The sequence below is a fragment of the Acinetobacter sp. LipI_19 genome, from assembly GCF_058242925.1.
The window spans coordinates 4357635-4372153 of the sequence record NZ_JBZAYK010000001.1; the positions used below are offsets into that span (position 1 = coordinate 4357635).

Genomic DNA, 14519 nt, shown 5'->3' on the forward strand with positions numbered 1-14519 from the left:
AATTTAACTCAATTCTTGCGGATCAACATCTATGGTTATTTTCATCGTAGAGGGTTTGCTATGTAACAGCTGTTGCCACCATTGACGAATATAAAAATGCATTTTTGCCCGATCTTGAGAAAGCAAAACCACATGAGCTTGGTAACGTCCTGCTTTACGCTCCATTGGCGCTGGAATCGGTCCCCAAATATCAATTAAATTATCTTCGGCAGTTTGTCTAAGGAGCTGCGTCATTTCAGTCAGAAACTTTAAATTTTCTTCCTGATGCTTTGAATCACAGCGAATCAAAGCTGTATAACGAAAGGGTGGAAGCTGTGCGGCTTGGCGATCTTTTAAAGTTTGTTTAGCAAAGGTCCGATAGTCATTATGAATCAAGGTGTTTAATAAAGGATGATCAGGTCTTAGGGTTTGTAAATAGACTTCACCCTTCATTTCACCACGACCCGCACGACCTGCAACTTGAATAATTAATTGCGCAGTACGTTCTGTAGCACGGAAATCTACACTCAACAAACCTGCATCGATATCCAAAATTGCCACTAAGGTGACATAAGGAAAGTGATGTCCTTTTGCCAGCATCTGCGTGCCAAGTAAAATAGTCGGTTCACTTTTTTGGATTTGATCATAAATCTTTTGCCAACTACCAACCCGACTAGTTGAGTCACGATCTACGCGCAAGACGGGGAAGTGAGGGAACAGCTCATTCAAGGTTTCTTCAACTTTGGCAGTTCCCATGCCAATTGGCTTTAATTGTTGTTGATTGCATTGAGGGCAAGCATCAGGCATACGATTAATCGTGCCACAATGGTGACAGTGCAAATGCTGATAAGGCTTTAAATGCAGGGTAAAGTGAGCATCGCAGTTGGGGCAATTGGCCTGCCAACCACAGCTTTCACAGATAAGCACAGGGGCATAACCGCGGCGATTTAAAAAAATCAGAACTTGTTCTTTTTTCTCTAAACGTTTTTTGATTTCAGCAATCAAAACATCACTTAAGCCATGCTGTTTTTTTGCCACTTTTAAATCAATCAAATGCATTTTCGGCATGATTGCGGCACCAGCACGTTGATTTAATTCAATCCGTGTCAGCTTTTCTTGGCGAGCAAGATAATAACTGTCAATACTAGGCGTGGCCGAACCTAAGATAATCGGGCAATTTTCTAAATGTGCACGATACATGGCCACATCGCGAGCATGATAGCGAAAGCCTTCTTGTTGTTTAAACGAAAGATCATGCTCTTCATCTAAAATAATCAAACCCAACTGTGGCAAAGGTGTATAAATTGCAGAACGTGTGCCTAAAATAATAGAGGCTTTGCCCGTTTGCGCATGCTGCCATGCTTGTAAACGTTTAGTGTCATTTAAGCCTGAGTGCAGTAAGGCAATATTGCAATGAAAACGTGATTGAAAACGGCTGATGGTTTGTGGGGTTAAGCCGATTTCAGGCACTAAAACCAAGACTTGTTTGCCTTGTTTAAGTACTTCATGCATCACTTGCAAATAAACTTCGGTTTTACCACTCCCAGTTAAACCATCCAGTAGAAACGCTTGATATTTTTTCTGCGCTTTTAAAATCGCTTGAATGGCTTTCTTCTGATCGTCATTTGGCGTGAGGGGCATCTGTGCCAATTGCACCGGTTCTGGCGTGACATTTTGTGGTTCTAAATCACAACGAACAATGTCTTTTTTCTCAAGGACTTTGAGTGTGGCTGTTTCAACACCACTTAGATTAAGAATATTTTCCTGTGTCCCTTTCGGGTGTAGCTTTAAAATTTTATAGGCTTCTTGTTGTTTTTCAGAACGCTTAACTTTGTCTTCGGCATGTAAGTCTAAAAGTTTCCAGATACGTGCCAATAAATTATAAGGTTTCCCTTGGCGTAATAAGGTAGGTAACGCCGTTTGAATCACTTCACCGATAGGAAATTGATAATATTGTGATGACCATGTCAATAAACTTAAAACTTTACTGTCTAGAATGGCCTGTTCATCTAACAGTTCAGTAATGGCTTTGAGTTTAAAATGGGAATCCACAGGTTCATCAATCGGTACTTTCTTGACAATAACACCAATCAGATTCTGTCTGCCAAAAGACACTGCAACACGCGCACCGACTTCAGCTTGCGCATATTGTTCAGCGGTGACTTGGTAATCAAAGCAGTCATTCAAATAGACTGGAACAGCAACTTGAATACGATAAATCGTCTGTGGCGTAGCAAGGGTATTCGACATTTTTAATTTAGTGACTCATTAATTTAGTGAGGCTGTGATGAAATTGTTTCATGTGCAGATTCGGCTTGTGTTAGAGTGTAACAGTCATCTATAAACATGAATATGAATGATTTATAGGGTATGACGCAACAGCGTAATCAAAAAATTTTGGAAAACTAGAGCATAATAATGCCAGCATATCAATTTACTGCAATTGATGCTTCAGGAAAGCAGCAAAAAGGCGTGTTAGAAGGAGATTCCGCACGCCAGATTCGACAACAACTACGGGACAAGGAATTGATTCCTGTCACGGTGGATGCTGTTGAACAAAAAGATAAAAATAAAAGTTCAGGATTTTTTCAACGTAAATTCTCGGCTTATGATCTGGCCTTAATGACACGTCAACTTTCTGTTTTGGTCGCTGCTGCGATTCCTTTAGAGGAAGCATTACGAGCAGTTGCCAAACAAAGTGAAAAAGTGCATGTACAAAATCTTTTACTTTCGGCACGTTCAAAAGTGCTTGAAGGGCACTCTTTGGCTCAAGCGATGCAACAAACAGGACGCTTTCCAGATTTGTATATTGCGACCGTTGCTGCGGGTGAACGTTCAGGGCATTTAGATTTAATTTTAGATCAATTATCTGATTACACCGAAAACCGCTTTGCCATGCAAAAGAAAATTCAAGGTGCGATGATCTATCCAATCATCTTGATGTTTATGTCTTTTGCAATTGTGATGGGTTTAATGACTTATGTTGTTCCAGACATTGTTAAAACCTTTGACCAAAGTAAACAAGCCTTACCTTGGATCACTGTAGCACTGATGAAAGCCAGTGAGATTATTCGACAGGCATGGCCCTTTATGCTGGTTTTTAGTGTGGTTGGATTTTTCTTATTAATTCGTTTTTTGCGAACTTCTGCAGGGCACTATGCTTTTGATCGTTTAACACTCAGATTGCCATTATTTGGTAAATTATCTCGTGGTATAAATGCGGCACGTTTTGCCAGTACCTTATCTATTCTGACTCAATCAGGTGTACCGCTCGTAGATGCTTTGAAAATTGGGGCCGCTGTGAGTAGTAATTGGGTAATACGAGATGCTGTCAATATTGCAGCAGAGAAAGTCACTGAGGGTGGAAATCTTGCTACGCAATTGGAGCGTTGTGGTTATTTCCCACCGATGATGGTACAAATGATTAAAAGTGGTGAAGCTTCGGGAGAGTTAGACCGAATGTTGAGCCGTGCATCAGATATGCAGGATCGAGAAGTATCTTCATTTATTTCAACATTATTGGCTTTATTGGAGCCATTAATGTTGGTGTTTATGGCGGGTATTGTTTTGGTTATTGTGATTGCAGTTATGTTGCCAATCGTCAATATGAACAATATGATTTAAGCCAATTATTTTTATAAAGAATATATAGAGAGTAAGCAGATGCAACGAAAGATGAATAGGACTCGTCAGTCAGGTTTTACCTTAATTGAAGTGATGGTTGTGATTGTTATTTTAGGCGTACTTGCAGCATTGATCGTACCCAATGTGATGGGACGTGGTGAAAAAGCCAAAGTTGACACCACTAAAATTGCATTAAAAGGTGTAGCGGGTGCTTTAGATCAATATAAATTGGACAATGGGCGTTATCCGACAAGCCAAGATGGTGGTTTAGATGCGCTTGTCAATCAACCCGCAACGGCTAAAAACTGGTTACCTGGTGGTTATGTTAAAGGTGGTTATCCGAAAGACAGTTGGGAAAATGATATTCAATATGTGATCCCTGGTTCTGAAGGTCGTAAGTTTGATTTATATTCTTTTGGTGCCGATGGTAAACAAGGTGGTGAAGGAAATGATGCTGATATTTATTACCAACCTTAATTAAAGAATATTTAAGTTATAGTTTATTGAGTTAATCACTTCATTGAATCGAGTTAATAAATATTGAGTGAAGTGATAATCTTTCTTGTTTGCTAAAATGTACTTAATTTATTGAAATATAACAGCTATTTAAAATAACGATGTTTGAGAGTTATAATAAGAATTATTCCCATATTTAATAGTTACAAGAAAGTTAAATTGTGTATAAAAATAGACTTTTTATTTAATTAAAAGCTTGCATAATAGTTCTCAGGGCAATCTGAATTGCTGAGGAGGATGAGATGAAAGCATTATTATTACCAGATGAAATCAGCCAATTTCATTGGACTATGCTCAAATCTGTTCTTTTAATTTTGAGCCTATTACCGATTAGCCAGTTTTTTCTCAATATTTGGCAAGTTGCCGATGCCAATAGCCAGATCATGATTGGTTTTATGGCGATTAGCGTATTTAGTGCATTATCTATTATTAGTTTTTATAATGCCTTAAATTTGACAGTATTTCAGTTGAAAACTGAATTCTCATCATTATTAGAACAATATTTAGTACGTTCATATTGTTATGTGCCAATGTTATTTTTAGCTGCAATGATGTCTTATTTGGTGACTCAACTTTAGTTGAAATATCATGGAAAACCGAGGGTATAATCCTCGGTTTTTTTTGCACGATGATTTAGTAATTCAAGTTTCAACTAAGTCGGCTGAACAAGGCTCATGGTGATTTTGCGCACAATAGGTAAGATAAAAAGTAACACTGGAAAGGCAATCAGCCAAGAAATCCCCCAAGCTGAAAGCCATGTGTATAGCGAAAAATTCTCAAAACCCATGCTTCTGAATGTACTGATACATGAAACAATAAATGTCATGATAATAGATAGTAACAGAGGTAAAACAATCGCTGCATAGCGATGTGGAATCTTTTTAAAATTAAAATAAGACGATTTAGAATTTTGCATTTTTTACTCCGTAAACCAACAAACGCCAGTGCCGCACCAAAATATTAAAATTTTGATTAAAAATAGCCCCAAGCCTTGTTGGAGATATGTTGGCACGTTGATTGACGTAAACGTTTACGGCTTTATGATCAGCGAAAATAATTTAGCATAAACTTGAAAAAAATATAATAAAAATGCACCGAAAATATTTTCAATTTCGTTTTGATAAGACTTGGGTTGGGGCTAGGTTGAACATGATTGTCTTTTTAACAGGATCATTTGTCTGTTTTATATAAGGTTGATTGCTTTAAATTTATCTAAAATGATTTTATCTCTCGAGATGAACTGATAAAAATACGAGGACTCAGCAATGCAACAAATAGAATGGAATGACTTTCTTAAAGTAGAGTTAAGGGTCGGAAAAATTATTCAAGCCGAAGTATTTGAGAAAGCGCGTAAGCCTGCTTATATTTTGCATGTTGATTTTGGCGAAGCGCTTGGTGTAAAGAAATCGAGTGCGCAAATTACCAACCTATATCAACCTGAAGATTTAATTGGGAAGCTGGTGGTTGCTGTTGTGAATTTTCCCAAAAAACAAATTGGACCGATTCAATCAGAGTGTTTAGTGGCGGGTTTTCATAATCAAGATGGGCATGTGACGTTGTGTGTGCCTGATGCAAATGTACCATTGGGAACAAAGTTACTTTAACAATCGAATCAAGCTTTTTGTTGAAGTTTACCTCATCTCCTTAAACCAGAGATGAGGGATTCAAATATTAACGTCTAGATTTAAAGCTAATATCGACTGCTTTAGGGCGATAGATCCAGCCCAAAATTAATAATAATAGGGAGAGCAACAAAATAGGATAATCACTAAAGCGGGTGTACCAAGTTTCGCCTTGCATGGCAGGTAAGTCACCACGAAGCACAGCTTTTTGATCTACAGGGGCTTGTTTTACAATATGCCCATTGTGGTCAATAAATGCTGTTACGCCTGTATTGGTAGCACGAATAAACCAGCGTCCATTTTCTTTGGCACGCATTTGCACCATTTGAAGATGTTGTAATGGCCCTGCTGTACCCGTGAACCATGCATCATTAGAAACAGTCACTAAAAAGTCACTATTAATCGCATTACGTCGAGTGAGATTCGGATAGGCCACTTCATAACAAATGGCTGCAGCCAAATCATTTCCTTTAATATTAAAAGGCTTTTGATTGGATGCACCTTGGGAAAATCCACTCATGGATGGATCATTTTGTAGCGCAGGTAACACCCAAGCCAACAATCCTGAAAGTGGAATATATTCACCAAAAGGCACTAGACGTTGTTTTTTATATAAGCCTGAAGAATCTGCGCCAGAAGCCATCATACTGTTGTAGTACATCGGATAGCCATTTTTTTGTGATTCTTTTAAGTCCCAATAAGGAATACCCGTTACCCATGCTGTGCCTGAACTTTTGGCTTGTTGATCCATCATATCCAAGAATTGTTGAATATCTGTTTGGAACAGTGGAATCGATGATTCTGGCCAAACAATCAGATCACGCCCCCATTCAGTACGGCTTAAATTTACATAAATTTCTAAGGTTTTAACCTGATATTCAGTCAACCATTTTAAATCTTGCGGAATATTGCCTTGAATCAAAGAAACGGAGAGCGGCTTTTCTGCTTTCGGTTGTACGAAAGTGATAAATGATGCAGCCCATGCGCCAAGGATTAAAATGATTGCAGGAAAGATCCAAAAGACTTTTCTATTTAAAATTTCAACCAATGCACAGGCAAGGATAATCACAACAAAAGATACTGCAAACACACCAAAGAGTGGAGCATAGCCATCTAAGAGTCGTTCAGTAAATGCGTAACCTGCAAATAACCAAGGAAAACCTGTAAAGACCCAAGTCTTGGACCATTCAAAAATAACCCACAAAGGAGCGAAAGTTAATGGTGTTTCAGGGAAGAATCTACGATATACCCAAGTCTGAATTGCGGTAAAAAGCCCCATGACAATGGCCATGATGGCGATCATCAAGACACTCAATACAGCATTGGTATCCCCATACACATGAATCGAGGTATAGAGCCAGAATGCGCCAACAAACCATAGACCAAAGCCATAGCTTAAGCCAATCGCAAATGCTTGGCGTGGTGTACGGCCTTTTAAGCAAGCATATAGCAGGGCAGGCGATAAAATTGCCAACCACCACCAGTAATAAGGCGCCAGTGCTAAACTGAACACTGCGCCTGATATTAACGAAATCAATAATGGGAAAATGAAGGGCAGCTGTTTTTGTTGTTGGGATGAATTTAACAGCTTATCAAAGTATGCTCTCATTTATGTACAGCTCGAATCAGATGAATAGTGCGCGCATCTGCTTCAATAATTGTAAATTCCCAATCCTCAAGCTCAACCACTTGGCCTTGAAGATCACTCACTAGACCAATTTCTTGAAGCAGTAATCCGCCCATAGTCTCTACTTCATCGTCAGGAAATTCAGCATCTAAAACATTGTTAAAATGTTCTATTGGTGTAAGTGCCTGCACAATCCATGTATTGGCTGTGGTATGTGTTGTATCTGGAATGATAAATTGTGCTTCTTCGTCAACGTTATCATGCTCATCTTCAATTTCGCCGACAATCTCTTCTAGAATATCTTCTAAAGTGACCAGACCTGCTGTTGAACCATATTCATCAATTACAATGGCAATATGGGTTTGAGTGTTTTTTAACATCCTCAAAACTTGGTCGGAACGTGCACTTTCTGGGACAAATAATGGCTGACGCATTAACGCATGCACATCTACAACAGATGAACGATCAGTTAAAAAGGGTAAAAGATCTTTAGCAAGTAAAATACCCACCACGTTTTCAGGCTGATCAGAAGAAAAAACAGGGAAACGTGAATGTGCAGACTCAATAAGAATGTCTAAAATATCAAGAAGTTGATCATCTTCTTGTAAGCTGACCATCGCTGTGCGCGGAGTCATGACTTCACGGATTTTTGTTGCAGGAAGGTCTAATACGCCTTCTAACATTGCAACAGTATCGGGTTCTAAAAAACGACGTGAATCTTGTACTAATTTTAGCAGTTCATCTCGGGTTTCTGGCGCTGTTCCTAACCATTTGCGTAAGCCACGCATTCCCCACGATGGGCCTGATTCCTCGTGCATGATCTTTCCTAAAGACGTTTAATATCTAGTAAATGTTTTTTTATCATACCGAAGAAAACACAGATGTCTATCTATTAACTAAGGTAAATAGATGAATGTATGTGTCATATTATAGATATATTGCAAGCCTTATTCATTATTTGAGTTTGTGTTAAAATTATTGAGTGATTTCGCTTCTTTTTGAGAATAGATAATGTCTGAACCGATGCCTAAAGCAAGCATTCAATTAAACACGCGTGGACTACGTTGTCCTGAGCCTGTAATGATGTTGCATCAAGCAATTCGTAAATCTAAATCAGGTGATGTCGTTGAAGTATTTGCAACTGATAATTCAACCTCTTGGGACATTCCTAAATTTTGTATGCATCTCGGTCATGAGTTGATTTTACAAGAAGAAGTACTAGATGATGCCGGGAATAAGGAATTTCACTATTTAGTGAAGAAAGGTTAAAAGAAAACGGGTAAGTAATTATAGATGCAAAAACAAGAATTTGAAGTGCATCTGACAGCGGATATTAAAAGTCCAGTGATGTACCATCAGTTTAAAACGATGTGTAAACAGTTAGATGCTAAGCCTCTTGAAATTATACTTGCCCGTGGTATGTATTCTAAACAGATTATGCTCTCTAAATGTGTTTACTCAGCGGATTTAAGTACTGTCCTTGAGGATATTGTGCCTTGGATCAAGGCGTTTGAACAACAGAATATTCAAATTATCCGAACCAAGATTGAACTTCCATTTCAAGATTCTCAAACAGATCAACAGTCTATTTATTATTATGAATGGCATGCTTTGATTGAATGTAGAGATGCTTTTGAACTTAAACAACTATGTGAGCATCATCAAGCACACTTGTCTCAAAATGCTTTAAAACGCCGTGAGAACTTTCGATTTTTAACATTACGCGAAATAGGAACAGCAGATTTTTTCTTGAAACGCTTAGAGTTGTTGCGCATAGCATTATTAAACCAACATAGAGTGATTGCTAAAGAAAGATTTGAGATTTGTATTTATGATACCAATATCATGTTAGATCATGGATGGTTATCTTAAATAGACATAGATAAAGAAGAATGTAAATGAATGAAATAAAGCAAAAGGCTTGTGAGGGCCTGATTCGACGTTTTGCAGAAAGCCACCAGTACTTTCCTTTTATGCTAAAAGGAAGTTTCTTAACTCGGCAATATTTTCCTGCGCATATTGAACGTAAACCACAAGATTTAGATTGGATTTGTTTAAAACCATTAATCGATCGACATTTTGTTCAGGATCATTTGAATGAATGGATGTGCTACTTAACAACTGTAGATTTTAATGATGGTATTCGTTATGAACCATTTTCGAAAGATAATTATTGGTGGGAGTTGGAGTATGTAATGGCAGAAGACTTTCCAACAGTCAGTACAAATATTATCGCATGGGTGAATGGGCAAAAAACTGAAATAGATATTGATGTTTCATTTAATCTTGAAATTCAAGATATTCACAACAGACTTATTTATCATCCTTTTGTTGGTAAGGACTTCCGATTGGCACAAACCCCATCTTTAGCTACGCAAATTGCATGGAAGTTACACCAATGTATTGTGAACCCACGCTATAAAGATATATTTGATTTGACCTATTTACTCAAGCATCCATCATTTTCGGATATTTTTGCAAAACTTTATGCCATAGAAATATTGAAAAGTGAATGTCAAAGAGATGGTTTGGTTTTGACTAAGTTTTTGTATTTGAATCAACCTATTTTGGCTGATGCTTGTATGAAGCTGGCACAAAATTGGCAGAATGAAAGATCTGAGATTCAGTTTGCAAATTTAGATGATATTCCCGAGAAATTTGAAGATTTTTGGAATATTTTTACTCAGTCATTGCTTGATGCGGAGTTATTAGAGTTAATTGATTCAACACCCTAATCAAAGAGTTTTACAAAATTAAAAATGACAGAATTTTGACTTATGATTATAATCTAAACATATTTTTTAATAATAATTAACTCATTCAAATGAACAGCTTACTAAATAGCATTTATAAAATATTGGATCAGCTTGGACTAAACGCACAAAAACGAGCTTTGCATATCCAATTTAGCAATACAGACTTAAACAACCAAGTCTTCTTACAACGCATCGATGGACAACATGGTCTAAACCAAGGCGTGTCTATTGAACTGATTTGCCTTGCCACTTCGGCTGTGATTCCACTTAAACAATTTATCGGTAGCCAAGTGGCGATTGATCAAGTCACAGATCATGGACAACTGTTTCGTAGCACAGGGGTGATTACCGAAGCAGCACAAGGGCAAAGTGATGGTGCACTGACGCTATATAAACTCAAACTCGAAGATGCCACTTCACTGTGGCATAAACGTCGTAACAGTCGAGTGTTTATGAACAAGTCGGTTGTTCAAGTCATAGAAGCGCTGTTTAAAGAATGGCAAGACAAAAGCCCACTCTTTGCCTCCAGTCTAAGCCTCGATAAAAGTGGTCTTAAAAAAGACTACGATATCCGCCCATTCATTATGCAGAGCAACGAAAGTGACTATGCATTTTTAAGCCGCTTGATGCGCAGTGAAGGGATCAACTGGCTGATTGATGAGGCGCAATTGATTGTGCCTAGTTCTGCGACTCAAATTCAACCACAAAAACTGCGTTTAGTGGATGACAACAGCGAATACAAAGTGCTAGAACGAAGAAAAATTCGTTTCCATCGTAGCAGTGCCACAGAACAACAAGACAGCATCACCAGCTTTATTGGACAACGCAGCTTACAACCCACTGCTGTCCATGTACAACGCTGGCAAGCAGATGTGTTAGAACAAGAAGAAGGTGCAGGCAGTGTTCAAAGCAAACATCAACATAGCCAAAACCAAAACAATGCCAGTCTTGGTTTAGAACAAGCTTGGCATATCAGTCCAGCATGGATTCAAGACCTGAATGGTGAAGATCAAGCAACCGCTTCAAATAACAATCAGATTGAAAAGATCAACCAAAACCTCAGTCATTACTATGATGCTCAATCCAAGCAATTTGTTGCCAACTCCACTGTACGTGATGCGCAAGTGGGGTATTGGTTTGAATTGAATGAACACCCAGAAATAGACCAACACAGTGGCTCAGACAAAGAATTTCTGATCACGTCAAAGACATTCTATAACCAGAACAACTTACCCAAAGATCTGAATGAACAAATCAATCGCTTGCTCAAACAAAGTAATTGGGTCAATTCAAATGTAGACTCAAACAACCCAGAACGCCAAGCCAATCAATTGGTACTACAACGCCGTAATATCACCACTGTTCCTGAATACCACCCACTACAACATCGTCCTAGTACCCATCCACAACGAGCCAAAGTGGTTGGGCCAAGTGGAGAAGAAATTCATGTCGATGAATGGGGGCGCATTAAAGTTCGCTTCCTATTTACCCGTAATGAAGATCATAGTCATGATGGTGGTGCAGGGAGCAATGACAACGACACCGATTCCGCTTGGGTGGATGTACTGACCCCGTGGGCAGGTGAAGGCTATGGTGCGCGGTTCTTGCCGAGGATTGGTGAGATTGTCGTGATAGATTTCTTTGATGGCAATATTGACCGACCATTTGTGGTGGGGCGTATTCATGAAGCGCAACGAAGTCCAACGAAATTTGATGACAAAGGCCAATTGCCTGATACCAAAAAACTGGCAGGGATCAAAAGTCGAGAAGTTAAAGGCAGTGGCTATGGGCAACTTAGATTTGATGATACCACTGATCAAATCAGCAGCCAGCTACAAAGCAGTCACGGTGCGAGTCAACTTAACCTTGGTAATCTGAGTCATCCTAAAGAAACGGATACCAGTGAAGGACGAGGCGAAGGCTTTGAACTAAGAACAGACCAATGGGGAGCAGTACGTGCAGGGCAAGGCCTATTGCTGAGTACCTATAGCCAAGATTCAGCTTCAGGCAATCACCTTGATGCAACAGCCGCGAAAAGTCAGTTAGAAAGCAGCCTAAATAATTCTAAGGCTTTAAGTGAAGTTGCCAAGAATCAGCAAACGGATCCTTTAGAAAATTTAGATCATTTGAAATCTTTTATTTCATCTTTGGAAAAAGGTGAATCCCGTGAAGCAAAAAATCAAGCAGATATCTTTAAGCAAGCCCTGATGTTATTGGCTTCACCCAATTCGGTTGCGCTTGCTACTAATGAAGATCTACATCTTTCTGCCGATCGACAAATCTATGAAACTGCGGGTGATAGTATCAACCTAAGCACACAAAAGGCTTTGATTGGGCATGCCAGTGCTAAGATCAGTCTTTTTGCGGCACAAGAAGGGGCAAGATTATTTGCAGGGAAAGGTAAAGTTGAGATCCAAGCACAAGGCGATGGTGCGGATTTGATTGCACGTAAAGGTATTCAAATTATTTCGACCGAAGACAAGATCGAGATTAAAGCGGATAAGAAAATTATTTTGATTGCAGATGGTTCTCAAGTTGAAATTAGTAGTGCAGGTGTCTTACCGACCACTGCAGGTAAGTTTGAGAGTAAGGCGGGGCAGCATAAGTTTTTGGGTGGGGAAAGAGTTAACTTTGAAATTCCTTTTCTACCAAGTAAGAATATATACTCTCATCAGTTTATCTTAAAGAATAAGCAAGGTGAAATCATGCCGAATACTAGTTATGTTTTAAATGGAGCAAATGGGAAAAAATTTAAAGGTAAAACAGACAAAGAGGGTAAAACAAATAGGATTTATACAGCTGAGCAAGAAAAATTTAGCTTGGATGTGGAACTATAATAATGAATGAGAAAAAATATATTACTGAGATTAATCAGCCTATAACAGAAATTGAAGTTAATGAGTATTATTTAGTTATTGGTACAGAGGCTAATGCTTCATATGCATATCAAAATGCAAAGATAACATTCTCCTCGAAATCGGCTAAACATCAATATTTAACAGGCCCTAATTTAGACTGGGGACATGCTTTTTTTTATGTTGTAGAAAATGATGATGTTTTTAGTTTTTTTAGTTTTGGCCCTAGCGCTGGAAAGAAGCTTGGTGAAAATAAAGTAATTGGAAATGCTTCAACATGTCAATATCCGATTGGTGAGGTAGCTCAATTATATGTTCTAAATATTAGTGAAGATGACGCAAAAAAAATAAAAAATGAAGTAAGTAAAATGTATGAGAAATCAAATAATCATTTTTATAATCATGAAACAAATGAATGGGAGCAAAAGAAATCAAATGATAAAAAATATAGAGCAATTACCAATGAAACTTGTGCAAAAGAAGCTTATAGAATTCTTTCAGATATTTTAGATAAAAAAATTCCTGATGCCTATGGCTATGTAAAAATGTATGGGATATCGAAAAAGGCTATATGTCCATTTGCATGGAATGAACATTTATTTAATTCTAATTTAAAACATTATAGTTACCCAGAGTATCCAAATGTAGGAAAAGCAAAAGAGCTATTAGCTGCATTTAAATTTAAAATAAATAATGAGGAGGAAGATTTGAAATATACTTACTTTTTAAGAACAGATTCAGCTAATAATATGAATTATGGTGTTATGGTTCCTGAGTTTGATGATGAGAATACTACAGACTGGTTTTTAAGTGAGGGTGATGAAGATCCTCTCAAAATATACTCATATTTTAATGGTTAGATAATGTATTATTTTAAGTTGATAAGTTTATTATTGTTTTTAATATTTAATTCAACTGTAAATTCCAAAACAATGGATGACAAGATGATTGATAATACTATTATGTTGATAAATGAAATCACAAGAGTGGGTGAAACAGAAAAGTGGAATAGTAGTCTCTTCTTTGAGGGAGCTTTGAAAGTGCATGTGCTAAAAGATGGAACTTTAACTGATAGAGGCGTATACGTTTTATCTAAAAATAAATTTGGTTATCCAGCCACAATCAAAGTCTTAAACTTAAATGATAAAGAGAAAAAATATAAATTTGTTTTTTCCCCATCAAATCAACCTGTGTTTAAAAAACCGATAAAGGCTGATGTAAAGTTGTTAAAAGAAAATAATATTTTCTTTAAATATTCGGAGCTGGTTGAAAAAGAATCAGCGATTTACTCTAGTCCGTACAGCCCAAATACATTATATAAACATATATTTGGTAATCAAAAAAATAATTCTATAATATATGAATTTTATTCATCAAAAAATGAAATTGAAAGTCAAATAAACTATGTTAGGCTGGTTGTTCTATTTGGTGGTGGAGATAAGTAGTATAAATTTTTCGTTAAAAACGAAATTTAATTAATGACAATAAACCCGCCGAAGCGGGTTTGTTGATTTACATATTCGGGTAGTTTGGACCACCG

General features: G+C 37.6%; 14 protein-coding genes. 10 read left to right on the forward strand and 4 right to left on the reverse strand.

Going from position 1 to position 14519, the window contains the following annotated elements; genetic code table 11:
• Window positions 1–3: 3 nt before the first annotated feature.
• Window positions 4–2229 carry a primosomal protein N' gene (locus AC4CVF_RS20810; RefSeq protein WP_336953725.1) on the reverse strand — a complete coding sequence of 742 codons (2226 nt, stop codon included), beginning with the start codon at window positions 2227–2229 and terminating at the stop codon, window positions 4–6.
• Between the two features lie 168 nt (window positions 2230–2397).
• Between AC4CVF_RS20810 and gspF the strand changes: the two genes are divergently transcribed.
• The 3 genes from gspF (at window position 2398) to AC4CVF_RS20825 (ending at window position 4697) form a co-directional block, all read left to right on the forward strand.
• Window positions 2398–3603 (forward strand): type II secretion system inner membrane protein GspF, encoded by a 1206-nt coding sequence (gene gspF / locus AC4CVF_RS20815; RefSeq protein ID WP_336953726.1) that lies wholly within the window; start codon window positions 2398–2400, stop codon window positions 3601–3603.
• A gap of 39 nt (window positions 3604–3642) precedes the next feature.
• Window positions 3643–4080 (forward strand): type II secretion system major pseudopilin GspG, encoded by a 438-nt coding sequence (gene gspG / locus AC4CVF_RS20820; protein ID WP_004816754.1) that lies wholly within the window; start codon window positions 3643–3645, stop codon window positions 4078–4080.
• A gap of 281 nt (window positions 4081–4361) precedes the next feature.
• A complete protein-coding gene (locus tag AC4CVF_RS20825) occupies window positions 4362–4697 on the forward strand; it encodes a hypothetical protein (protein WP_336953727.1) in 336 nt (111 codons plus the stop codon).
• A 74-nt stretch (window positions 4698–4771) separates the two neighbouring features.
• Here the strand turns inward: AC4CVF_RS20825 and AC4CVF_RS20830 are convergent, their stop codons facing one another.
• On the reverse strand, window positions 4772–5035 hold the full coding sequence (locus tag AC4CVF_RS20830) for a DUF2798 domain-containing protein (RefSeq protein WP_034617824.1): 264 nt from the start codon (window positions 5033–5035) through the stop codon (window positions 4772–4774).
• A gap of 349 nt (window positions 5036–5384) precedes the next feature.
• On the opposite strand from AC4CVF_RS20830, the gene AC4CVF_RS20835 reads away from it, so the two are divergent.
• On the forward strand, window positions 5385–5723 hold the full coding sequence (locus AC4CVF_RS20835) for a tRNA-binding protein (protein ID WP_336953728.1): 339 nt from the start codon (window positions 5385–5387) through the stop codon (window positions 5721–5723).
• Window positions 5724–5790: 67 nt separating this feature from the next.
• Here AC4CVF_RS20835 and lnt read toward each other — a convergent pair whose 3' ends face one another.
• Window positions 5791–7350 (reverse strand): apolipoprotein N-acyltransferase, encoded by a 1560-nt coding sequence (lnt, locus tag AC4CVF_RS20840; RefSeq protein WP_336953729.1) that lies wholly within the window; start codon window positions 7348–7350, stop codon window positions 5791–5793.
• Window positions 7347–8186: a CorC family transporter gene (locus AC4CVF_RS20845; protein ID WP_004816763.1), complete on the reverse strand. Its 840-nt coding sequence runs from the start codon at window positions 8184–8186 to the stop codon at window positions 7347–7349. The genes lnt and AC4CVF_RS20845 overlap by 4 nt, the downstream gene beginning before the upstream one ends.
• A gap of 193 nt (window positions 8187–8379) precedes the next feature.
• Here AC4CVF_RS20845 and tusA point away from each other — a divergent pair, with 193 nt between their 5' ends.
• The 6 genes from tusA to AC4CVF_RS20875 all read left to right on the forward strand — a co-directional run bounded on the left by tusA (window position 8380) and on the right by AC4CVF_RS20875 (window position 14424).
• A complete protein-coding gene (gene tusA / locus AC4CVF_RS20850; protein WP_336953730.1) occupies window positions 8380–8637 on the forward strand; it encodes a sulfurtransferase TusA in 258 nt (85 codons plus the stop codon).
• Between the two features lie 24 nt (window positions 8638–8661).
• The gene (locus AC4CVF_RS20855; protein ID WP_336953731.1) at window positions 8662–9240 is read left to right on the forward strand and encodes a hypothetical protein; all 579 of its coding nucleotides are present in this window, start codon (window positions 8662–8664) and stop codon (window positions 9238–9240) included.
• Window positions 9241–9266: 26 nt separating this feature from the next.
• On the forward strand, window positions 9267–10103 hold the full coding sequence (locus AC4CVF_RS20860; RefSeq protein ID WP_336953732.1) for a nucleotidyl transferase AbiEii/AbiGii toxin family protein: 837 nt from the start codon (window positions 9267–9269) through the stop codon (window positions 10101–10103).
• Window positions 10104–10192: 89 nt separating this feature from the next.
• Complete coding sequence (locus AC4CVF_RS20865) at window positions 10193–12961, forward strand: type VI secretion system Vgr family protein (RefSeq protein ID WP_490789902.1); 2769 nt, start codon at window positions 10193–10195, stop codon at window positions 12959–12961.
• Window positions 12962–12963: 2 nt separating this feature from the next.
• Complete coding sequence (locus tag AC4CVF_RS20870; protein WP_336953734.1) at window positions 12964–13839, forward strand: hypothetical protein; 876 nt, start codon at window positions 12964–12966, stop codon at window positions 13837–13839.
• Window positions 13840–13923: 84 nt separating this feature from the next.
• The gene (locus tag AC4CVF_RS20875) at window positions 13924–14424 is read left to right on the forward strand and encodes a hypothetical protein (RefSeq protein WP_419327960.1); all 501 of its coding nucleotides are present in this window, start codon (window positions 13924–13926) and stop codon (window positions 14422–14424) included.
• The last annotated feature ends 95 nt before the right edge of the window (window positions 14425–14519 follow it).